This is a genomic window from Rufibacter sp. LB8 (assembly GCF_014876185.1).
Taxonomy (GTDB): domain Bacteria; phylum Bacteroidota; class Bacteroidia; order Cytophagales; family Hymenobacteraceae; genus Nibribacter.
Window position 1 is genome coordinate 3,325,226 of the sequence record NZ_JADALJ010000001.1, and the last position, 21,951, is coordinate 3,347,176.

The following is a 21,951-nucleotide window of genomic DNA, read 5'->3' on the forward strand; positions in this document are numbered from 1 at the left end:
AATTGAAAAAGCGTTTTCGGCTTCATTTCCAGAAATGAGCCCGAAAACGCTTTTTGGTTTAAGGTACATCTGCTCTGACCCAGACACTCTTCTCCCTATTTTTTACCGTGTCCGCTTATAAAACGGACCGTTCTCCTGCCGTTCATACCGCCCAAAAACCGCTGGCAATTTGTACTGAAGCTCAGGCATCAAGCCTTTCTGGTCAATGATATAAGCAGGCGGACGGTGGCGCAAATCAGTGAAAATGGTAAACAGCGCGTCATAATGATTTCGTCGTCCAAAAAAAGGTTTCGCTAAATCCCAGCGCAAATATGGGGAGCCGAGGCGGTTGTGCTGGTAGTAATTTAAGTCGGGGCCCAGGACTAAGATTTCTTCGTTTTGGATGTTGCGGTAACGCGGGGCTTCGCGCACTTGTACCAGTTCTGGGTCAATGCCCAGCGGCAAGTACACCAGGCCCAGCGGGTTGTAGCGCATGGCCACCACGCTGGCCACAATCACCAGAAACAGAATATCAGCAATCCAGAATTTCTTGCCGCTCCAGGTGAACAGGAACACGCCAAAATACGCCAGCAAGGGCAACACCATGATCAGGCCTTTGGCCGAACCGTCGTGCCCGCTGACCAACACTAGCGCCACCACAATGAGCCAGATGAGCATGAACTGCAGGAAACGGGCTTGGTAATTGGCGCCTAAATTCACCAAGGGCAAACTCAGGAAAGACAGCACCAGCACCAGCATCGGCACGGCCGCCACTTTTACCACTTGCCAGAAGGGCAGCACAAATGTGAACTTGAACTGCCAGCTCCAGGCCAGGCCCAACTCCAGAAACGGCCCCAGCGCGTCTTGGTACAGAAAGAACGTGAACACCACACTGAAGGGGAACGCAAAGCCGGTGAGCATCAACAACGTGCTCCTGAACGCGCCCGACGCAAAGTAGATAATCGCAAAAAAGCCCAGCACCAGAAACCACACCAGCGGCAAATAACAGAGCGCGGCCAGCCCTAACATGAACCCGGCCTTAAATAGACGGCCCGCGTTGGCGGCATCTTTGGAAATAGAGGTAAGGCTGGAAACGGCCAGCAGTACAAACGTATGCCCCAGTAAGAGCGGCGAAAGTACATCCAGTTCAAAGAATATACTCCCGAACAACATGTAGAACAGCGCCGGCACGTAAGATTTCTGCGGATGTACCTGGTTGCGGTTGAAGATGTAGTTGAGCAGAAACGCTTGGTAGCCTATCAGCAACGTGGCCAATAATCTATGCACCAGATAAGAACGGCCCGCCACCAGATCCAGGAGCCAGTAGACGGCGGCGCTCAGCGGGGCGGTGGTGTCATAAACGTCCTGGTAATGCATGAAGCCGGCCGCCAGGCGTTCGCCCAGGAGCATGTGGTGGAGTTCAGACAAAGTGGCGGGCATGCCCACCAGCACCAGTGGGAGCCTAATCAGGAGAAAAAGCAGCACCAACACCACCCACCTAGACGGGAACAAACTTCTAAAGAATCGTATCAAGGGTAGACGCGGCTGAGCCACTCCAGAAAGAGAGCGGCGGTTTGTGGGGTAAAAATGTGAAATTAATACGATATTTGCGGAACCATGGAAAGTAAACGCCAACAAAAATTTGCCCGCCTGATCCAGAAAGAGCTCGCTGAAATCTTCCAGCGTGAGTGCTCGCACCTGTTTCCGGGGGCGTATATATCAGTGAGCGGCGTGCGCGTGTCGCCAGATTTGGGCGTGGCCAAAGTGCATTTGAGCCTGCTGCTCAACCCCAACGGCCGCGATTTGCTCAATGAAATCAAAGTAAACAGTAAGACCATCCGGCACGAGATGGCCAAGCGCATCAGAAACCAGGTGCGCGTGATCCCAGAGCTGATTTTTTATCTGGATGACACCGCCGAGTACGCCGCCAAAATGGACAAAATCATCAACGAGCTCCACATTCCGTCTGAGTCAAAAGAAGACCCTACCAACCCGTTCACTAACCCAGACGACGAAGAGGAAGATGACCTTTATGACGAGGAAGGCCTGGAAGAAGATGACGACGATGTGGATGACCAGGAAGACGAAGAATCTGAAGACGACAAGCGCTAAGCCAACCCGCTACTAAACCCACCCAATGCAGTACGATCCCATTAAACGCGTCCTGGGCGAAGCGTTCAACCAAACGCCTTTCCTGCGCAAAGTATTCTACAACCTGCTGGACTTGCTGCTGCTGCGCACCTGGCACATTCACAAAGAATTGCGCGCCTGGGCGAAAGGCAAGCGCCAGCAGCCCGTGCAGATTCTGGACGCCGGTTCCGGCTTCGGGCAATACAGTTATTATCTCTCTGGCATGAGCGAGAACTGGCGCGTGCTGGCCGTAGACGTAAAAGACGAGCAGGTGGCAGACTGCAATAACTTTTTCCAGCAGATCAAGCGCCGCAACGTGCTGTTCAGGGTAGAGGATCTGGTCACGTTCCAAGACCCGGAGGCTTTTGATCTGGTGTTGAGCGTTGACGTGATGGAGCACATTCTGGAAGACGTGGAGGTGTTCAAGAACTTCCATGCGTCCATGAAGAAAGGCGGCATGCTGCTGATTTCCACACCCTCAGACCAGGGCGGCTCAGACGTGCACGGCGATGATGAAAGCTCGTTCATTGAAGAACACGTGCGCGATGGCTACAACATCCAGGAGATTCAGGAGAAATTGCGCAGCGCCGGTTTCAGTCGTACCGAAGCCCATTATTCGTACGGCGCACCGGGCAAAATCTCGTGGCGCCTGAGCATGAAATACCCTATTCTGATGTTGGGTTTTTCAAAGCTGTTCTTTCTGGTGCTGCCGTTTTATTATTTGTTGGTGTATCCGTTCTGCCTCTTGCTGAATTACTTAGACACCCACGGCAAGCACGCCACCGGCACCGGCCTTATTGTGAAAGCCTGGAAATAAACAGGCAAGAAAATAGCATTTCCGTTTTAGGGCTCGTTTTCAGAAATGAAGCCAAAAACGGAAACCCTTGGAAGTGCCTAGTTTAACCGAAACTGTTACCACATGACAGAATTCCTCAGAACCAACGCCACGCACCCAGATTTCACAGAACTGGTGATGCTCCTGGACGCTGACCTGCACGTGCGCGACGGCGACGACCACTCGTTCTACGCGCAGTTCAACAAACTCCACGCCATTAGGCACGTGGTGCTGGCCTACGTGAAAGGCCAACCGGTGGGCTGCGGCGCCATTAAAGAATTTACTGACGACAGCGTGGTGGAAGTGAAGCGCATGTTTGTCTTGCCCGAATTTAGAAACCGCGGCGTGGCCCATAAACTATTGATTGAACTGGAACGCTGGGCCGCTGAACTGGGCTACAAAGAACTGGTGCTGGAGACCGGCAAAGCCCAACCCGAAGCCATCAGGCTCTACACCAAAAGCGGTTTCCACATTATTCCCAACTACGGCCAGTACCAGAACATTGACAACAGCGTCTGCATGAAAAAGAAGCTGAACAAGCTGCCGGAAAACGTGGAAGCCTAGGGCAAGAATTTCCGTTTTCGGGCTCAATTCTGGAAATGAGCCCGAAAACGGGAGTAGAGGGCACAGAATTGTTCTACTTCATAACCAGAGAAGCCTGGCTCTTTTTAATGCACTAAGTGAATTTATTGTACAACGCGTGGGTAAGGTAAAAGTAACGGGTCTTGAATTTGATGTTGACAAACTGACTAATTCTATTGAGAATGCAGTAACTGGAGAGGTTTTTGACACAGAAATAACGCGGCTTTCAGCGAAAGACAACAGGAGTATTAAGAAAGCAGAGTGGCTGTTTGATTGGAAGAAAGAATTGAAAGATTCCACAAAAGAGGTTTATAAACTGACTTCTGCCAATAACCCAGCCATTATACAAGGGCTGCTAAGCATTGAAGACAAGCAAGACCACATTTTCATGCACCTTATTGAAAGCTCTAATTTTAACAAGGGCCAAAATAAGGTTTATCTGGGCGTGCCGGGCAACTTGGTAGCGTATGCCTGCAAAGTGGCCTTTGAACGAAGTTACCAAGGATTTGTAGCTTTTGATTCAAAAACAGCGTTAATAGAACATTACCAGCGTACCTTGGGGGCAACACATTTCAGAGGGCAAAGAATGTTCCTTGAAACAACTGCCGCCACAAAACTGGTGAACCAATACTTTAGAGACTAAGCTTATGGGACTTATAAGGGAACCGAAGAATATAGATTTCATCATTAAATCTGAACCTTGGACAGAGCAAGAATTGACCGATTTCAGGAAGGAGATGAATAAAATTAAAGCCAAGAATGCGAAAAACAAGGCTATAGTTAATCCACGGCCAGTAACTTTAAAAAGCCAAATCGCACCTCAGAAGTAGTAAAAACACTTTTAAACGGCTTGCCGTTAACCTCACAACCAACCCCACCAAACCCCAAAGATGAACGTTGCCCTTCTGATCGCCCGGCGGTACTTCTTCTCCAAGAAGAAGCGCAACATCATCAACATCATCTCCATCATTGCCATGATTGGCGTGGGCGTGGGTACCATGGCGCTCATTGTGGTGCTGTCGGTGTTCAACGGGCTGGAAGATTTGATCAAGTCCCTCTACGGCAAGTTTGACCCCGAAATAAAAATCACCGCGCTACAGGGCAAATCGTTTGAGGCGAACGCCGATTTTCTGGCCAAGATCAAGAACACGCCGGGCGTGGCGCTCTACACCGAAGTCATAGAAGATAACTGCCTGCTGCGCTACAATGACCGCCAGATGGTAGTTAAAATCAAAGGCGTGAGCGACAATTTCTTTCAGCAGAACCAGATTGACTCTGCCATTGTAGACGGCCATTACCGCCTCAAACGCGACAACCAGCAATACGCGCTCATTGGCCGTGGCGTGCAATACCAATTGTCCATCAGGCCAGAGAACCCATTCTCACCGTTGCAGTTTCTGTACCCCAAGGCTGGCAAGAAAACGGTAATCAACCCAGAGAACGCGTTTAGGCAATTGGGCATTCAGGCGGGCGGCGTGTTCGCCATTGAGCGGCAGTATGACGACCAATACGTGTTTGTGCCCCTGACCTTCGCGCAGGAATTGCTGGGCTATGAAAACAAGCGCACTTCCATTGAAGTCAAAACCAAAAACCCAGACCAAATTGACAAAGTAAAAGCCTCCCTGCAGAAAAGCCTGGGCCCCGACTTTCAGGTGCTCAACAGCGAGGAACAGCACGTGAGTTTGCTGCGCGCCGTGAAAGTGGAGAAACTGTTTGTGTTTGTGACGTTTACCTTTGTCTTGCTCATCGCCTCTATCAACATTTTCTTCAGCCTCTCTATGCTGGTGCTGGATAAGCAGAAAGACATCGCCATTCTGGCCTCATTGGGTGCCGATGCCGGAACAATTAGGCGTATATTCCTCTTGGAGGGCGCCATTGTAGCCTTTACCGGTGCAATAGTGGGCTTGGTGGTGGGCGGAGCCATCTGCTGGGCGCAACAGACATTTGGCATTGTGTCTATGGGCATGACCACCTCAGTGGTAGAAGCGTACCCGGTGCTTATGCGCCCTTCTGACTTTCTGCTCACGGCCACGGCTATTATTGTGATTACGCTGCTGGTGTCCATCAGGCCCGCCCGCAAGGCCGCCGCACTTTCCATCAGAGACAATCTGTAAAAGCCGTTTTGGGGCTCATTTTCAGAAATGAAGCCGAAAACGGGAATTTTATATTCCAACCAATCTTCAAAGCCATTCCATTTCAAACCAGAATAGCGCAGTCCCTTCTCCCTCTGGGAGAAGGTTAGGATGAGGGCGAATTCATATTATAACACGCGCATTCCTGGTTTGTAGGGGCGTATTGCATACGCCCTACACATATCTGATTATATTCCATTTCCCATTGCTGGCCAAAGAAATCTGTGCACTCAATTTCAGGTGTTAATGCTTTCGCTTTAAGCTGACAGTATTACGGTGGCTAGCGCATTGGGCGTATGCAATACGCCCCTACAATTCAGGAATGCGTGAATAATTCATCCTCACCCAAGCCCTCTCCCAGAGGGAGAGGGAATTTTTTGCATTCCCGTTTTCGGGCTCATTTTCGGAAACGGGGCCGAAAACGAGTATTGCTAACTTGAACAGAATCGGCTAAAATTTTTACTATTCTTTGTGGGCGTGCAAAGATTTTGTTGTACTTTCAAGATTGGGATAGTCAGACTCTACCATGAAAGTATTCACCACGCAGCCTTTTCAAGTAGTTTATTCGCTCTTTGAGCATGAATACCTGGGCTATCTGTTTGAGTCTTTTGTGGTGCAAGTCAACTCTAAACGCCAGCTCACGCTCCAGCACCAGAACATCTCCAGCAAAAACGCCGCTGAGTTTTCGGCCCGCCTCAATGAAACCGACTATCAACTCATTGAGCTGATGGACCAGATTCAGCAGGACGCGGTGTTCAAGAAATTTGCCGTAAAGAAAACCACGCTGGCCGACTTCTTCTTCAAGACCTATGACCCCGCCAAAGGCGACAAGCTGCTGCAGGAAAGCATAGAGCATTACGTGCAGGGCCGCATGTCTAAGATTTTGGATTTGCTGCAGGACAAAATGGTGTTTGTGATGGGCAAAGACGGCGAACCTACCTGGAAGAAGCTGCAGATGGCCACTGAAAAAGCCACGGTTTTATTCCACTTCCGGCGCAACGACGAAAACACCCACTATTTCCCCACTATTAAGTACAAAGGTGAACTGCTGGAGTTTCAGTATAAAAATGCGGTGTTGGTCTGCAAAGAACCGGCCTGGCTGCTACTCAATGACGTGCTCTACAGTTTTGAGAAACAGGTAGATGGCAAGAAACTACAGCCGTTTCTGAACAAGAAATTCATTGTGGTGCCGCGCAACGTGGAGGAAAGCTATTACCGCAAGTTTGTGGCCCCGCTGGTAGAGCAGTTCGACGTGTTCGCCAAAGGTTTCCTGATAAAATCACAGCGCTTTGTGCCGCAGCCGCAGCTCCTGATTTCTGAACTGGCCATGGCAGAGCCCGCGCCTGTTTTGTTTTCTACCGTTGGCGAGGACGAAGAAGAGGAAAGGCCTAAGAGAGGTTCTTCAGACGGAGACAAAATTGTGTTCCAGCTGCAGTTCCAGTACGGCGACTACAATTTGGGCACGCAGGAATCTAAGAAAATCAGTGTGAACGTGGAGAAAACCGAAGACTCTTACGTGTTTTACCGCCTGCACCGTGACCTGGAACTTGAGCGCTCGTTTCACCGGGAACTGGCCAGCCGTGGCCTGGAAATTAGAAACGGAAAAGCGGTGGTAGACAAGCCCAAGGCGTTCGGGTGGCTGAATACTTACGCCAAGGCGCTGGAAGAACTGGGCTTCACGCTGCAGCAGAGCCAAACCGACAAGAACTATTTCATTGGCGAAACCAGCGTGAGCGTTGGCATCTCGGAGAGTAACGACTGGTTTGATATTTACGGAACGGTCAAATTCGGGCCGTATGAAATTCCGTTCATCAAGCTCCGGAACCACATTCTCACCAAGCGCCGCGAATACAAGCTGCCCAACGGCCAAATCGCCATCATCCCGGAGGAATGGTTTACGCAGTATCTGGAGCTCTTCGCGTTTTCTGAGGGCGAGGATGAACTGAAGCTTCGCAAGCACCACCTTTCTCTGGTAAGTGATTTGCAAAACGGAAACCTCGCCAGCGTGACCATGAGCCGCAAACTGGAGAAGCTCCGCGAGTTTGAGACCGTGGAAGACAAACCAATGCCGCTGGGCTTTAAAGGCGAACTCAGGCCGTACCAGAAAGCAGGCTATAACTGGCTTCATTTTGTGCAGGAATTCCACTTCGGGGGTTGTCTGGCCGATGACATGGGCTTGGGGAAAACTGTGCAGACCTTGGCCATGCTGCAACACCGCAAAGAGAACGGCGCGCAAACGGCCTCATTGCTGGTCATGCCCACGTCTTTGATTTACAATTGGCTGGCCGAGGCCCAGAAGTTTACGCCGCAGCTTCGTATTCTCACTTATACGGGCACGTACCGCAACAAAAGTGTGTCGCAGTTCAAGCACTATGACTTGATTCTGACCAGCTACGGAATTGTGCGCCTGGACCACCAAATCTTGCAGAAATACGTGTTTGACTACGTGATTCTGGACGAAAGCCAGGCCATCAAAAACCCCAATTCCAATACGTCCATCAGCATGCGCGAGCTCAAGTCCAAGCACCGCCTGATTTTGACCGGTACGCCCGTGGAGAACAGCACCCTGGATTTGTGGAGCCAGATGTCGTTCATCAATCCGGGCTTGTTGGGTACGCAGAATTTCTTCAAGAAAGAGTTTTTGCGGCCAATTGAAAAGCTGAAAGACGAACACAAAACCCGAAGACTGCACGCCTTGATAAAACCGTTCATTTTGCGCCGGCATAAAAGCCAGGTGGCCAAAGAACTTCCCGAGAAGATTGAGCACGTGACCTACTGCAAGATGACCGAAGAGCAGGAGCACGCCTACGAGGAAACCAAGTCTTACTACCGCAACAAGATTCTGAAGAACATTGAGGAGCACGGCGCGGCCAAAAGTCAGTTCATGCTCTTGCAGGGCTTGATGAAACTCAGGCAGATTGCCAACCACCCGCGCATGGCCGACCCTAACTCAGAAGCAGAATCTGGGAAGCTGGGCGAGGTGTTGCGTCTGACCAAGAACGTAGTCAGCAAAGGGCACAAGGTGTTAATCTTCAGCCAATTTGTGAAGCATTTAGACATTGTGCGCGCCGCCCTGGATGAACGTAAAATCAAGTACGCCTATCTGGATGGTTCCACCAAAGACCGCCAGGCGCAGGTCAACAACTTCCAGAATGACCCCAAACTGCCTATTTTTTTAATTTCGCTCAAAGCCGGGGGCGTGGGCCTCAACCTCACCGCCGCTGACTATGTGTTCATCCTAGACCCCTGGTGGAACCCCGCCGTAGAGGCCCAAGCCATTGACCGCGCCCACCGCATTGGGCAGCAGAACACCGTCTTCACCTACAAGTTCATCACTAAGAACAGCGTGGAAGAGAAAATCCTGGCCCTACAAGACAAGAAACTGGCTTTGGTGAATGACTTGATTTCTACGGATGAAGCCGTGATTAAAAAGCTCACCAAAGAAGATATTGAGAGTCTGTTGACGTAATGCGTTTTGGGCTTTGTTTGGGGAAATGAGACTCAAAACGTAGTAAACGATTTAGTTAACAGCTAATCCTCTTCCTTATGTTGTATTCTTGAGGTTGGTTATAAAACATCATAGGAAATCTATAGGTAGTTAATGGGGAAATTGCTGTTTTTGCTCGGTTAGTCATTTATAGAAATTACATATCAATAACTCTTAACCAGATTTAACCACTTGGCAATAAATACAAAATATTACTTCTGCATTCTTTTTGCTGTGTCAATGTATCTGACTGCTTGTAATGACGCTACCAAATTGGAGACCGGTGAAAAGTCGCTTGCCACTATGGAGTCAAACGTGGACAGTAGCGATATCTCATCCAGCCTTAGACCCAGCGAAAAGAAATTTCCTGCTACTGGTAAAACTAAAGACAGTTTGGAATTAACAGCACTTGTTAGGGCAGTATATACTTGGCATGAGACTAAAAGGACAGACGATTTTCCCTATAAATACAGAAAACAGAATGACAGTATTTTCACTGGAATTGACTGGGGGGAATTTAATAAGAACTTAAAAGAATTCAGGAAAACACAATTATTTTCAGAGGCATTTCTATTGAATCACAAAGACATAGCTGTAAGCATTGATTCCTCTATAAAGAAAACAGACATCACTTACAGAAACATACGAGACGGCATAACTATATGGGAGTCAGGCGCAGATGATTGGTGTCTTTGCCAAGATTATCCAGACGATTATTGGGAGTTGATTACTATTGATAGCTTAACAGTCAAAAATACCACCGCTTCTTTTTATTGGACTTGGGATAAGAAGTCAAGCCCTAATCAGCATAAAGTTAGAGCAACTGCAATCAAATCAGCCGACAAATGGCAGTTAAACTCTTTAGAAGGTTTCAAGCCATTCCTTAATGGATCTGACATTGACACAGCCATGAAATAAGATGACCTGCTAACACCATATAGATTAATAGCCTTGCTTGTCATTGGTAAAAGACCAGATTCTCCAAAATAAATTGTCCCTTTATCAGCAAGCCCAATAAACCCATCTCCCAAACTTGTAGCCACCTTCCCGGTTATCATGCAAACCACACACCTTGCATGAAAAATTACTTAATCATAGGCGGCTCCTCCGGCATTGGTCAGGCATTAACCCAACTACTGGCTGCAGAAGGACACCGCGTTTTTGGTACCTATTTCCAAAATGAACCCCAAACTGGAAGTGCTGGTGTCACCTTTCATCCCTTAGACGTATTGGCCGACACACTGGATCTTTCCTTTCTACCGGAAACGCTGGACGGCGTGGCGTACTGCCCGGGCAGTGTGAATTTGCTGCCCTTCGCGCGCATAAAACCAGAGGCGTTTGTGCAGGATTTCCAGTTGCAGGTGGGCGGGGCTATCAAAGTGTTGCAGGCGGTGCTGCCGCGGTTAAAGGCAGCCGGTTTTGCCTCGGTGGTGTTCTTCTCTACGGTGGCGGTGCAGACAGGCTTTACCTTTCATGCGCAGGTGGCAGCATCTAAAGGTGCTATTGAAGGACTGACCCGCGCTCTGGCAGCGGAGTTAGCGCCCACTATACGCGTGAACGCCGTGGCGCCCTCTATCACAGACACGCCCCTGGCCGCCAAATTCCTGAACACCGAAGACAAGAAACAAGCCAATGCCCAGCGCCACCCGCTCAAGAAAATTGGTTCGCCAGAAGACGTGGCTTCGGCCGCCTTGTTTCTATTAACCGATAAATCATCTTGGATGACCGGACAAATTCTGGCGATAGATGGCGGCATGTCCAGCATCAGATAACAGCGCAATCAAAATTCTTTCAGATAAAGGCGCTTTGGTATTTCCCGTTTTCAGGCTCATTTACAGAAATGAGCCCGAAAACGGAATTGCGTTTTCCTGGCGTTCCCTTCTTTATAAATAAAATCACTTAAACAGGCTAGCTCCTCTTGGCATTCTGAAAGGAAACAGTCATATTTAACATATTCTATATTTCATTCCGCGGTACACCTTCATCCATTTCAAACCACCTCCCATGACCACCACCAAAAACCTCTTGCTGTGGCTTGCCTTTCTCTGCGTGTTTACGGCCTGCTCAGACAAAGAAGAAGACCCCGCGCCTGAAGAAACCACTACTGCCGCGGCCGGACTGGACTATTTCCCTACCACTGCGGGTTCTACCTGGTCTTATGAAGGGGATTTGACGTATTCTTACAAGTCATTGGGCACTAAAAAAGTCATCAATGGCAAATCATATACTGAGTTTGAGCAGAACCAGAACGGTACCATTAGTACAATTTATGTTTTCAAGGAAGCTGGTTCATATACCCTCTATACAGCTGTCGCTGGTGTAGGGAACATTGAGTTGACCGTTTTAAAGGAGAACGAGCCCGAAGGCGGTAGCTGGAGCACCACTACTGTAATAAACGGTCTTACTACCAGGTACACGTATACACTTGTAAAAAAAGGTCTCACCAAAACCGTGTTGGGTAAGGAATATAAAAATGTGATTCAGGTAAAATTGGCGACGGTGGTACTTTTCCAGGGCATGGAGATTCCGTTTGACCAACCGTTCAATTACTACTTCGCCAAAGGGGTGGGCCAGATCATGTCTGAGTTAGGATCTTCAGGAACGGTTTCGCTCAAAAGCTATACCATCAAATAAACCGTCTATTCCTGTTTTCGGCTTCATTTCTAGAAATGAAGCCGAAAACAGGAATCCACCAAAATACAGAAGGCCCTTGCTACGCGGTAGCAAGGGCCTTCTTCATAACAAACAGTGCAAGTTTCTACTTCGCCACGGTACGTTCAATCTCGCGCAGGTTCTCCATTTTCTTGTTGCGCAGGAACCCGTTGATGTCCTCAAAGTGCTCCCGTATGCGCTTGTTCCCGAACTCAAATACTTTGGTAGCCAAACCGTCCAGGAAATCACGGTCGTGGGAAACCAGGATCAACGTACCGTCGAAGGATTTGAGAGCGTCTTTGAGTATGTCTTTGGTTTTGATGTCCAGGTGGTTGGTGGGCTCATCCAGAATGAGCAGGTTCACGGGTTGTAAGAGCAGCTTGATCATGGCTAGACGCGTTTTCTCCCCACCGGAAAGCATTTTTACTTTCTTCTCTACGGCATCGCCGCTGAACATGAAGGCACCTAGCAAATCTTTGATACGCGTGCGCATGTCGCCCACGGCAATCTGGTCAATGGTCTGGAAAATGGTGAGCTCGCCATCCAGCAAAGAAGCCTGGTTCTGCGCGAAGTAGCCAATCATACAGTTATGCCCCAGCTGCAGCTTGCCTTCATAGTCAATCTCGCCCATAATGGCTTTGATGAGCGTAGATTTTCCTTCGCCGTTCTTGCCCACAAACGCAATCTTTTCGCCGCGTTCAATGGTGAGCGACGCATCTTTGAACACGGTATGGTCGCCGTATTTTTTGGTGAGTTCCTCTACAATTACCGGGTAATTACCGGAGCGCGGCGCCGGCGGAAACTTGAGGTTTAAGGCGCTGGTATCTACTTCGTCTACCTGAATAATCTCAATCTTCTCTAGCATCTTCACCCGTGACTGTACCTGCAAGGTCTTGGAATACGTGCCTTTGAACCGGTCAATAAAGCCCTGAATATCAGCTATCTCTTTGGCCTGGTCTTCAAACTGACGCTGCTGCTGCTCGCGGCGTTCTTTGCGCAACTGTAAATACTGGCTGTAGTTTACTTTATAGTCATAGATGCGGCCCATGGTCACCTCAATGGTGCGGTTGGTGATGTTGTCCACAAAGGTCTTGTCGTGCGAAATCACAATCACGGCCTTGGCGTTGTTCACCAAGAAATCTTCCAGCCACTGCACAGATTCAATGTCTAAGTGGTTGGTGGGCTCATCCAGCAAAATCAAATCAGGCTTCTGCAACAAGATCTTGGCCAGTTCAATGCGCATGCGCCAGCCACCGGAGAACTCACTGGTTGACCGCGTGAAATCTGACCGCAGGAAACCGAGACCCAGAAGCGTTTTCTCCACCTCAGCGTCAAAGTTGATTTCCTCAATGGAGTAGTATTTTTCGCTCAGCTCAGAGACGTCCTCAATGAGTTTCATGTAGGCGTCAGACTCGTAGTCGGTGCGGGTTTCCAGCTGGTGGTTGAGGTCATCCATCTGGCGTTTCATCTCCAGAATCTGCCCGAACGCCTTGGACGCTTCCTCAAAAACGGTACTCTCGTCTTTGGTAAGCAAGTGCTGCGGTAAATAGGCAATCACCGCGTCTTTGGGCGCTGACACTTTGCCGCGCGTGGGTTTGCTCACGCCGGCAATGATTTTAAGGAGGGTAGATTTACCAGCGCCGTTCTTGCCCATGAGGGCTATGCGGTCGGTTTCATTGATATTGAAGCCAATGTTGCTGAAAAGGGCCGAGCCGTTAAACTCAACGGTTACTGCGTCAACTGAGATCATGTAGTTCTGAAATAAGGGGGCAAAGATACGAGATTATTTGAGCGCATCTTTTGGAATGGGCATCTCTCTTTCAGACAATTGCCTGCTGCTACAAGTTCACTTGCGCCCATGGCTGGAGATGTGTACCTTTCCTTGGTAGCTTCTGCCTTCCCATGATATCAATGTTTGCTGCCCGTGCATGTTTTGCCAAAGTAATAGTTGGAATGGCCTTCTTTGTTGGGTTTCTGGTTTTGCCTTCCCAAGCGCAAGATTCCCTTCGCACGAACCCCGTCCTGTTCGGCGATTTTTTCTTGGGCGGTGCCACCGGTAAAATGGGAGGCTTTGCATCGGGGCTTGGCCTGTACCGGCAGCACAAGCAACATCTGTTTTCGGGTAAGTATCTGGGGCTGATCAATTGGTCGGTTGACTTTCCGGGAATGCCCTTTGTCCCTTTGCCGCTAGTCAAAGCCAGCAATACCGTTGAAGAGTTATCTCTGCTGTACGGCCTGCGGCTGACGGAAGGACCGGTTTCTGTGAGCCTCTCGGCAGGGGTTTCGCATGCTTGGTTTACGGCTACGGCCCGAGATGAAGAGAATAAAACGCATACGTTTCATGAGCGCTATTGGGGATTACCGGTAGAACTGGACTTTAAGCTTTTCAAAGCCGAAAAAGAGCAGTTCAGGATTCTGTACGGTTTGGTGCCTATTGGTAAACCAATTGGTTTTGGCCGAAGCATTGGCATCAAAGTCTTCGGGAATATCTCCAGAAGAAGTTATTATGGCGTAGGTGTGTCTTTTGGCTTGGGCTGGCACAAAGCGTATTAAAACCACTAACTAGACCCAGGGGTGTTATCTTTAGGGTTTCTGCCCGGTTTCTTATTTTCTACGCATGTTCAACTTTATAAAGCGCAAGCTGCAGAAGCACCAACTCAAGAGAACGTTCCAGGAATATGGCGCGCAGGTCAAGACGTTCCAACTCCCCCATGACGGTGCCGTGCACTACGCCCAGTGGCTGCACCCGTTTGAGGGCGAAAAGGAAATCAATGCCCAGGAAGTGGCCTTCATCCGGCAATTCATACAGCCCGGCGATCTTGCCCTTGACATTGGCGCGCACACCGGCGACACGGCAGTGCCCATGGCGCTGGCCTGCGGGAAAACCGGCACCTTGCTGGCGCTGGAACCCAACCCTTACGTATTCAAGATTCTGCAGCAGAATGCGGCGCTCAACCCAGAGAAAACCAACATCGTTCCACTTAACTTCGCCGCTACTGCCACAGACGGACCCGTGGTGTTCCATTACTCAGACGCCTCGTTCTGCAACGGCGGCGACCCCGGCCGCATCAACAAGAAGCAGCATGCCTACACGCTGGAGGTAACCGGCAAGAACCTGCTTTCTTACCTGCAGGCCAACTATGCGCATCTCTTGCCCCGCTTCACCTTTCTCAAAGTAGACGCCGAAGGCTATGACAAGGAGATAGTACGCAGCCTGCAGCCCTTGCTGGCCCAGTTCCACCCCACCATCCTGGGTGAATGCTACCATGCCTTGTCTAAAGAAGAGCGCACCGACTATTTTAACCTGCTCACCGGCCTGGGTTACCAACTTTACCGCCTGGAAGGCTTGTTCAGCCATTCTATGACAAAGATTGAGACGCCCGCCCAGATGCTAGACAAGAAGCATTTTGATTTTCTGGCAGTGGTGGAATAGGGGTTTCCGTTTTTGGCTTCGTTTTGGCAAATGAGGCTGAAAACGGAGGATTGCTTTAGAATTGTTGATAGAGCATTGCAGAGGATTTGCTGGTTGTTAAATGTGGATTGTCTGCAAGGGCTTGGGCTTTCAATATCCAAAGCTGAATGCAGGATTAGCCCTTTGCCACGCGCAGATTCCCCCTTTGAAGGGGGCGAAGGGGGATGTTTACACAAACTGATTTACTTTCTCACGGTCATCCTGAGCTTGTCGAAGGATCTAACGAAGATTTTTGCATTGATTTCCTTTCGTTTACTGCGCCGTTTTCTCCGCTGTTGTTGGTGTTCTCACCAACAACTAAGACTACCTTTCGAATAAGCAACCACCACCTTCTTTAAACGGCGGTTCTAACTGCCATTGTGCATGCAGTTTGCCTTCCTTCCAAATGACCGCTGCATCCCGAGTTCTACAAGACGGCCTTTTCCATATCTGGGCTCCGAGCGCTCACGGCCGCGAGGCCCCGCCTTCCCCTCTCGCACTGCCCGTCTTGGCCATAACTGATGTTTGTTTCATCGCCCCTGCTATTCAAGGCCAACCCGCGAGGCGCTCGAAGGAAAGGCTGGAAATGGTAACCACCCCCAGCCCCTCCTGCAACAGGAGGGGAGCCTTTCTGTAAATTGCGTTTTCGGGCTCTGGATTGGAAATGGAGGCGGAAACGCGAGTATCATTCTCTACCGCAAGTTTAGCGACAGCGTAACTTGCGGCAGATTACATAGTAGAGACCAGGCACTGCCTTGTCTCTACGGTGGAGGACCCGACAATCGCTCACTCAAAAGACCTCGTAGTGTGCGAAGCTCCTACGAGTGTCTTCTGCCAATCGCCTTTCGTGTAAAATACCAAAATCCAAAAACTCCGGAGACAGACAGAAACCCCTGAAACAAACATAGGCTGCCCTGGGGCAGCCTATGTTGTAATCTGAACCAGCCTTGCGGCCAGCAAATAAATTAAGCAGTCACTTCTTCAGAAGGAGTGGTAGAAACCTGAGCGGCCTCTACTTCTCTTGGAAGCACTGATACGTAAGAGCGGTTTTTCGCACCTTTCTTGAAAGCCACCACGCCGTCTGTCATAGCAAACAGCGTATGGTCTTTGCCCATGCCTACGTTGGCACCTGGGTGGTGGGCAGTACCGCGCTGACGCACGATGATGTTACCCGCAATGATGGTTTGACCACCAAAGATTTTAACGCCTAGACGTTTGGAATGTGATTCGCGGCCGTTGTTAGAACTACCGACACCTTTTTTGTGAGCCATTTCGTTTCTATTTTAATTCCGGTCAAAAACCCCGGAAATAGGTTCTACAATAATTTTCTGCTTCCTTCAAAAATTAACCAATGGTGTTGATCAACACTTTGGTGTATTGTTGGCGGTGACCGTTTTTCTTCTTGTAGCCTTTTCTTCTTTTCTTCTTGAAAACAATCACTTTGTCACCCTTGGCGTGGCCTTGGATAGTACCAGTCACCTTGATGTTGTCAAGGAACGGGGCACCTACAGATAAAGAACCGTTGTCATCAGTTAAAAGAACATTGGCGAACTCTACGGCGTCACCCTCATTGCCGGAAAGCTTGTTAGTGTAGAAGAACTTACCGCTCTCTACTTTCGTCTGGACCCCAGCGATTTCTACAATTGCGTACATCAGCTTACGATATTTTTTAAAAAATTGAACCGCAAAGGTAAAAACCTTAGCCGTAAGATGCAACCCCGTCTGCTTTTATTTTTAATGGAAGTGAGCCCCTCTAGCCGCTTGGTTTAGAACGCGTTGCCAGATTTCCACGGGCTGTGGATTAATCATGTGGATAAACCAAATCACTACTGATGCTCAGGCAGTTACACGTGGAAAAGTCAAAACAAAGACAGCTCCCCCAGAACGGGGCAGAAAAAAGACGGGCAATTTGTAAGACCAACGGCACGGGCCAACCCCCAGTTGAGAGAGATAAACGTACTGGCTTTCAGGTAAAAAGTCAAGCGTTGGCGGCGTATTTTTTTCAGAGAAAGAAGCATTGAATTAATTGCGAACTAAAAGCCGGCGGCCAGGCGAAAGAAAGAAAACAGGTTACGCAAAGGATACCTGCGCGCCAGGCCGTTTTTGCCCTCATTTTCAGAAACGGGCCGTAAAACACGGCCAGGCAATGGAGGCTTCTCGCAAACATCTTTTATATTGAAACCCCGCAAACAATTGGGCGCTGCTGACAACTGCCTCAGCAGCGCCACAGGCGAGTTTCGGGGTGGAATTTAACAATATAAGATTTGCTATATTGTGGGTTTCTAATTTTGATAAATATTTAATAATCTGACTATCAATAGGTTGTAATGTGGATTACGCGTGGGTAAAGTTTGTATAAAATCAACCTCCACTTTCAAGGGAACTACATATTTGTGCCTATATTTGAATTCTCAAGCCCGCCGCACAGCTGCTTCCTCTAGAGAAGGTGCTTGCTAAGGCCCCCGGCAGAACCAGCGTTTTCTGGCCTATGCATCGTTAATAATTAAGAGTAATCAACCGTTGAGTTATGGAGCCATTATTACAAGAGAACCCCAACCGCTTTGTGCTGTTCCCCATCCAGAATGATGCCGTGTGGCAGATGTACAAACAGGCCGAAGCCAGCTTCTGGACCGCCGAGGAGATTGACCTCACGCAAGACAACAAGGACTGGGAGAAACTGAACGACGGCGAGCGCCATTTCATCAGCCACGTGCTGGCCTTTTTTGCGGCCTCAGACGGAATTGTGAACGAGAATCTGGCCATCAACTTCATGCAGGAGGTGCAGTTACCCGAGGCGCGCTGCTTCTACGGTTTCCAGATCATGATGGAGAACATCCACTCTGAGACGTATTCGCTGTTGATTGACACCTACATCAAAGACCCGCAGGAGAAAGACCGCCTGTTCAACGCGCTGGAAACCATTGACTGCGTAAAGAAAAAAGGCGAGTGGGCCTTGAAATGGATTAACTCTGAGAATTTCACTGAGCGCCTGATTGCCTTTGCCGCCGTGGAGGGAATTTTCTTCTCGGGCTCGTTCTGCTCTTTGTTCTGGCTCAAGAAACGTGGCTTGATGCCGGGCCTTACCTTCTCCAATGAATTGATCTCCCGCGACGAAGGATTGCACTGTGATTTCGCGTGCCTGTTGTACAGCATGTTGCAGAACAAGTTGCCTGAGGAGCGCGTACATAGCATCATTAGAGACGCGGTGAGCATTGAGCAGGAATTTGTGACCAGTGCGCTGCCCGTTGACCTCATTGGCATGAACGCGAAACTGATGGCGCAATACATTGAGTTTGTGGCAGACCGCCTGCTGGTGTCTTTGGGCTACAGCAAAATCTACAATTCCACCAATCCTTTCGACTTCATGGAGATGATCTCCCTGCAAGGCAAAACCAACTTCTTTGAGAAACGCGTAGCCGAGTACCAGAAATCTGGCGTCATGAGCGACCGCGATTCTAACGTGTTCTCTTTAGACGAAGATTTTTAGGCATCCCCCCATGGGCCCAAGGCGTTTTCGGGCTCATTTTCAGAAATGGAGCCAAAAACGCCCGGCAACCGGTTGGGTTTCTGTTTAAGACAGAGTATTTACTTTCTAACTGTATTTTCTTTCTCGTCCCCCTTTGAAGGCCCGGGATGATAAAGGCAGTTACAAGAAGATAAAAGCGTAGGCTATTTTGAATGCAAGATTGATTCTCGGGAATGTGATTGATCAGCAAGAGTAAATCATCCCCCTACCCCCTTCAAAGGGGACGAAAGAGTAGCAGAAATAAAACCCCGTTTTCGGGCTTGTTTTCAGAAATGAGGCCAAAAACAGAAACGAAGCCGAAAACGTCTGGCAGTTGGCCAGGCAACCCGTACAGAGTAAACCTATGAAAATGCCTTCGGCTTTAGCCGGAGGAGGAAAAGCATTTGAATGGCTCCCCCCATTCATCACCCATATAGATAGAAGCGTATGTTAGTAGTAAAGAGAGATGGCCGTCGGGAATCGGTCAAGTTTGATAAGATCACGGCCCGCATTGAGAAGTTGTGCTACGGCCTGAACATGAACTTCGTGAGCCCCATTGAGGTGGCCAAGAAGGTGATTGACGGCATTTATGACGGCGTGACCACGGTGGAACTGGACAACCTGGCGGCAGAGACGGCAGCGTCTATGACCACCAAGCACCCAGACTATGCTATTCTGGCGGCGCGTATTGCCATCTCCAGTCTGCACAAGGTGACCCAGAAGTCGTTCTTCAACACCATGAAGCAGCTCTACACCTACACAGACCCCAAGACGGGTGAGAATGCGTCATTGATCGCCAAAGAGGTTTTCGACATTATCAAGAAAAACGCGGCGGCGCTGGATTCCAGCATTATCTATGACCGTGACTACAACTATGACTACTTCGGGTATAAAACCCTGGAGCGTTCTTACTTGCTGCGCCTGCATGGCAAAGTAGTGGAGCGTCCGCAGCACATGCTCATGCGCGTGGCCGTGGGCATTCACAAAGAGGATATTGACGCGGCCATTATCACCTACAACTTAATGTCTGAGAAGTGGTTCACGCACGCTACGCCCACCCTTTTCAACGCCGGCACGCCTAAGCCGCAGTTGTCTAGCTGCTTCCTGTTGACCATGAAGGAAGACAGCATTCCGGGCATCTATGACACGCTTAAAAACTGTGCCTTGATTTCGCAGAGTGCGGGTGGTATTGGTTTGGCTGCCCACAACATCAGAGCCACGGGTTCTTACATCAAAGGCACCAACGGTACGTCTAACGGACTTGTACCAATGCTGAAGGTGTTCAATGACACGGCCCGTTACGTGGATCAAGGCGGCGGAAAACGCAAAGGCGCCTTCGCTATTTACCTGGAGCCTTGGCATGCCGATATCTTTGATTTCCTGGAACTGCGCAAGAACCACGGCAAAGACGAGATGCGCGCCCGCGATTTGTTCCTGGCCCTCTGGACGCCAGACTTGTTCATGAAGCGCGTGGAAGCCAACGGTGACTGGAGCCTGATGTGCCCGAACGAATGCCCAGGCCTTTCTGACACCTGGGGCAAGGACTTCGAGCGTCTGTATGAAAAATACGAGAAAGAAGGCAAGGCCCGCAAAACCATCAAAGCGCAGGAACTGTGGTTCGCAATTCTAGAAGCACAGACTGAAACTGGTACGCCGTACATGCTGTTCAAGGACCACGCCAACGGCAAGTCTAACCAGCAGAACTTAGGCACCATCAAGAGCTCTAACCTGTGTACGGAGATTATTGAGTACACAGACGCAGACGAGATTGCGGTGTGTAACCTGGCGTCTCTGGCCCTTCCGCGCTACATCAAAGAAGAAAACGGGGTTAAGAAATTTGACCACGACAAACTATACGAGGTTACCTACACCGTCACCAAGAACCTGAACAAGGTAATTGACGTGAACTACTATCCGGTGCCTGAAGCCAAGAAGTCTAACATGCGCCACCGCCCTATTGGGTTGGGTGTACAAGGCTTGGCAGATGCGTTCTTGTTGTTGAGAATGCCGTTTGAAAGCGAAGAAGCTGCCCGCCTGAACAAGGAAATCTTTGAGACCATCTACTTCGCGGCTATGACGGCCTCTAAGGATTTGGCTAAAGTAGAAGGCACCTATGAAACGTATGAAGGCTCACCTATCAGCCGCGGTATCTTCCAGTTTGACATGTGGGGCGTGAAGCCAGAAAGCGGTCGTTGGGACTGGGAAGCCTTGCGCAATGAAGTATTGGAGCACGGTGTGCGCAACTCTCTGTTGGTAGCGCCTATGCCTACGGCTTCTACCTCGCAGATTCTGGGGAACAACGAAGGGTTTGAGCCATACACGTCTAACATCTACGTGCGCCGTGTGCTGAGCGGTGAGTTCATGATTGTGAACAAGCACTTGCTCAATGACCTGATTGCGCTCAACCTCTGGAACGACCAGATGAAGAACGCCATCATTTCGGCCAACGGTTCGGTGCAGAACATCCCTAACATTCCGCAGAACATCAAAGACCTGTACAAGACGGTGTGGGAAATCAGCCAGCGTACCATCATTGACATGTCTGCCGACCGCGGCGCGTACATCTGCCAAAGCCAAAGCCTGAACCTGCACGTGTCTAACGTGAACTTCGGGAAGCTGACGTCTATGCACTTCCACAGCTGGAAGCGCGGCCTCAAAACCGGTATGTACTACCTGCGCACCAAAGCCGCCGCCGACGCCATCAAGTTCACCGTGGAGAAACAAGCCGCCGAGACTCTGGCGCCTATGTATAGCAACGTAGAGCAGAACCAAAGCGACATGGCGTGTAGCCTGGATAATCCGGATGCCTGCGAGGCTTGTGGATCTTAAAAAAGAAAGGGAGGCGATTTCGCCTCCCTTTCTTTTTACTTAAATCAATACTTTAACAATGGAAGGCTAATTAATTTAGTGACAGTGTATTAAAAGCTAAATAAAAATTAGCATTAAAGAAGTTTTTTTATTAATTTTAAAACAATAAGAAATAGAAAAGCCGGCAATCTTCTCAGGGACTCACCGGCTCTCCAGTTTCTTAACAATGTTGCACATGTTAAGCCAGAATCTATTCGATATCTGGGGCTTTGTATTATACGATACAAAGGTAAAAGGTTAGGTCACTTATCCTAATCTTTTATTCCCTCTCTTCGAGCCGATTCGTGCTTATCATTCCATCTTGGTTTTATTACTTATTAATAATGAAAA

At 49.3% G+C, this 21,951-nt stretch carries 17 protein-coding genes; 13 read left to right on the forward strand and 4 right to left on the reverse strand.

The window, feature by feature from the left end:
• Positions 1–102 precede the first annotated feature (102 nt).
• Complete coding sequence (locus tag IMY23_RS13955) at positions 103–1,512, reverse strand: hypothetical protein (protein WP_192822676.1); 1,410 nt, start codon at positions 1,510–1,512, stop codon at positions 103–105.
• A gap of 84 nt (positions 1,513–1,596) precedes the next feature.
• Between IMY23_RS13955 and rbfA the strand changes: the two genes are divergently transcribed.
• From rbfA to IMY23_RS14000, 9 genes are all read left to right on the forward strand, one after another.
• Positions 1,597–2,091, forward strand: a complete 495-nt coding sequence (gene rbfA, locus IMY23_RS13960) for a 30S ribosome-binding factor RbfA (RefSeq protein WP_192822677.1) — start codon at positions 1,597–1,599, stop codon at positions 2,089–2,091.
• Between the two features lie 25 nt (positions 2,092–2,116).
• Complete coding sequence (locus IMY23_RS13965) at positions 2,117–2,926, forward strand: bifunctional 2-polyprenyl-6-hydroxyphenol methylase/3-demethylubiquinol 3-O-methyltransferase UbiG (protein WP_192822678.1); 810 nt, start codon at positions 2,117–2,119, stop codon at positions 2,924–2,926.
• Positions 2,927–3,028: 102 nt separating this feature from the next.
• Positions 3,029–3,508 carry a GNAT family N-acetyltransferase gene (locus IMY23_RS13970; RefSeq protein WP_192822679.1) on the forward strand — a complete coding sequence of 160 codons (480 nt, stop codon included), beginning with the start codon at positions 3,029–3,031 and terminating at the stop codon, positions 3,506–3,508.
• Positions 3,509–3,644: 136 nt separating this feature from the next.
• Positions 3,645–4,169 carry a hypothetical protein gene (locus tag IMY23_RS13975; protein ID WP_192822680.1) on the forward strand — a complete coding sequence of 175 codons (525 nt, stop codon included), beginning with the start codon at positions 3,645–3,647 and terminating at the stop codon, positions 4,167–4,169.
• A 247-nt stretch (positions 4,170–4,416) separates the two neighbouring features.
• A complete protein-coding gene (locus tag IMY23_RS13980) occupies positions 4,417–5,640 on the forward strand; it encodes an ABC transporter permease (RefSeq protein ID WP_192822681.1) in 1,224 nt (407 codons plus the stop codon).
• Between the two features lie 544 nt (positions 5,641–6,184).
• The gene (locus IMY23_RS13985) at positions 6,185–9,127 is read left to right on the forward strand and encodes a DEAD/DEAH box helicase (protein WP_192822682.1); all 2,943 of its coding nucleotides are present in this window, start codon (positions 6,185–6,187) and stop codon (positions 9,125–9,127) included.
• Positions 9,128–9,337: 210 nt separating this feature from the next.
• On the forward strand, positions 9,338–10,063 hold the full coding sequence (locus IMY23_RS13990; protein WP_192822683.1) for a hypothetical protein: 726 nt from the start codon (positions 9,338–9,340) through the stop codon (positions 10,061–10,063).
• Between the two features lie 158 nt (positions 10,064–10,221).
• The gene (locus tag IMY23_RS13995) at positions 10,222–10,917 is read left to right on the forward strand and encodes an SDR family NAD(P)-dependent oxidoreductase (RefSeq protein ID WP_192822684.1); all 696 of its coding nucleotides are present in this window, start codon (positions 10,222–10,224) and stop codon (positions 10,915–10,917) included.
• 232 nt (positions 10,918–11,149) lie between these two features.
• Positions 11,150–11,779: a hypothetical protein gene (locus IMY23_RS14000; RefSeq protein WP_192822685.1), complete on the forward strand. Its 630-nt coding sequence runs from the start codon at positions 11,150–11,152 to the stop codon at positions 11,777–11,779.
• 124 nt (positions 11,780–11,903) lie between these two features.
• On the opposite strand, the gene IMY23_RS14005 is transcribed toward IMY23_RS14000, so the two are convergent.
• Entirely contained in the window at positions 11,904–13,547 is a 1,644-nt protein-coding gene (locus IMY23_RS14005; protein ID WP_192822686.1) for an ABC-F family ATP-binding cassette domain-containing protein, read from the reverse strand.
• 203 nt (positions 13,548–13,750) lie between these two features.
• Here IMY23_RS14005 and IMY23_RS14010 point away from each other — a divergent pair, with 203 nt between their 5' ends.
• On the forward strand, positions 13,751–14,350 hold the full coding sequence (locus IMY23_RS14010) for a hypothetical protein (RefSeq protein WP_192822687.1): 600 nt from the start codon (positions 13,751–13,753) through the stop codon (positions 14,348–14,350).
• A 64-nt stretch (positions 14,351–14,414) separates the two neighbouring features.
• Entirely contained in the window at positions 14,415–15,230 is an 816-nt protein-coding gene (locus tag IMY23_RS14015) for an FkbM family methyltransferase (RefSeq protein ID WP_192822688.1), read from the forward strand.
• 983 nt (positions 15,231–16,213) lie between these two features.
• Here IMY23_RS14015 and rpmA read toward each other — a convergent pair.
• Positions 16,214–16,519, reverse strand: coding sequence for a 50S ribosomal protein L27 (gene rpmA / locus IMY23_RS14020; protein WP_192822689.1), 306 nt, complete (start codon positions 16,517–16,519; stop codon positions 16,214–16,216).
• A 73-nt stretch (positions 16,520–16,592) separates the two neighbouring features.
• Positions 16,593–16,901: a 50S ribosomal protein L21 gene (gene rplU / locus IMY23_RS14025; protein WP_192822690.1), complete on the reverse strand. Its 309-nt coding sequence runs from the start codon at positions 16,899–16,901 to the stop codon at positions 16,593–16,595.
• Between the two features lie 874 nt (positions 16,902–17,775).
• Here rplU and IMY23_RS14030 point away from each other — a divergent pair.
• Together IMY23_RS14030 and IMY23_RS14035 are read left to right on the forward strand one after the other, a co-directional pair.
• A complete protein-coding gene (locus IMY23_RS14030; protein WP_192822691.1) occupies positions 17,776–18,735 on the forward strand; it encodes a ribonucleoside-diphosphate reductase small subunit in 960 nt (319 codons plus the stop codon).
• Between the two features lie 465 nt (positions 18,736–19,200).
• Complete coding sequence (locus tag IMY23_RS14035) at positions 19,201–21,582, forward strand: ribonucleoside-diphosphate reductase subunit alpha (protein ID WP_192822692.1); 2,382 nt, start codon at positions 19,201–19,203, stop codon at positions 21,580–21,582.
• Positions 21,583–21,951: the final 369 nt, after the last annotated feature.

Excerpts from the sequence above, each read along its gene's own strand:
- rbfA (WP_192822677.1), top strand. The coding sequence starts at position 1,597 with ATGGAAAGTAAACGCCAACAAAAATTTGCCCGCCTGATCCAGAAAGAG.
- IMY23_RS13965 (WP_192822678.1), top strand. The coding sequence starts at position 2,117 with ATGCAGTACGATCCCATTAAACGCGTCCTGGGCGAAGCGTTCAACCAA.
- IMY23_RS13970 (WP_192822679.1), top strand. The coding sequence starts at position 3,029 with ATGACAGAATTCCTCAGAACCAACGCCACGCACCCAGATTTCACAGAA.
- IMY23_RS13980 (WP_192822681.1), top strand. The coding sequence starts at position 4,417 with ATGAACGTTGCCCTTCTGATCGCCCGGCGGTACTTCTTCTCCAAGAAG.
- IMY23_RS13985 (WP_192822682.1), top strand. The coding sequence starts at position 6,185 with ATGAAAGTATTCACCACGCAGCCTTTTCAAGTAGTTTATTCGCTCTTT.
- IMY23_RS13995 (WP_192822684.1), top strand. The coding sequence starts at position 10,222 with ATGAAAAATTACTTAATCATAGGCGGCTCCTCCGGCATTGGTCAGGCA.
- IMY23_RS14000 (WP_192822685.1), top strand. The coding sequence starts at position 11,150 with ATGACCACCACCAAAAACCTCTTGCTGTGGCTTGCCTTTCTCTGCGTG.
- IMY23_RS14005 (WP_192822686.1), bottom strand. The coding sequence starts at position 13,547 with ATGATCTCAGTTGACGCAGTAACCGTTGAGTTTAACGGCTCGGCCCTT.
- IMY23_RS14010 (WP_192822687.1), top strand. The coding sequence starts at position 13,751 with ATGGCCTTCTTTGTTGGGTTTCTGGTTTTGCCTTCCCAAGCGCAAGAT.
- IMY23_RS14015 (WP_192822688.1), top strand. The coding sequence starts at position 14,415 with ATGTTCAACTTTATAAAGCGCAAGCTGCAGAAGCACCAACTCAAGAGA.
- rpmA (WP_192822689.1), bottom strand. The coding sequence starts at position 16,519 with ATGGCTCACAAAAAAGGTGTCGGTAGTTCTAACAACGGCCGCGAATCA.
- rplU (WP_192822690.1), bottom strand. The coding sequence starts at position 16,901 with ATGTACGCAATTGTAGAAATCGCTGGGGTCCAGACGAAAGTAGAGAGC.
- IMY23_RS14030 (WP_192822691.1), top strand. The coding sequence starts at position 17,776 with ATGGAGCCATTATTACAAGAGAACCCCAACCGCTTTGTGCTGTTCCCC.
- IMY23_RS14035 (WP_192822692.1), top strand. The coding sequence starts at position 19,201 with ATGTTAGTAGTAAAGAGAGATGGCCGTCGGGAATCGGTCAAGTTTGAT.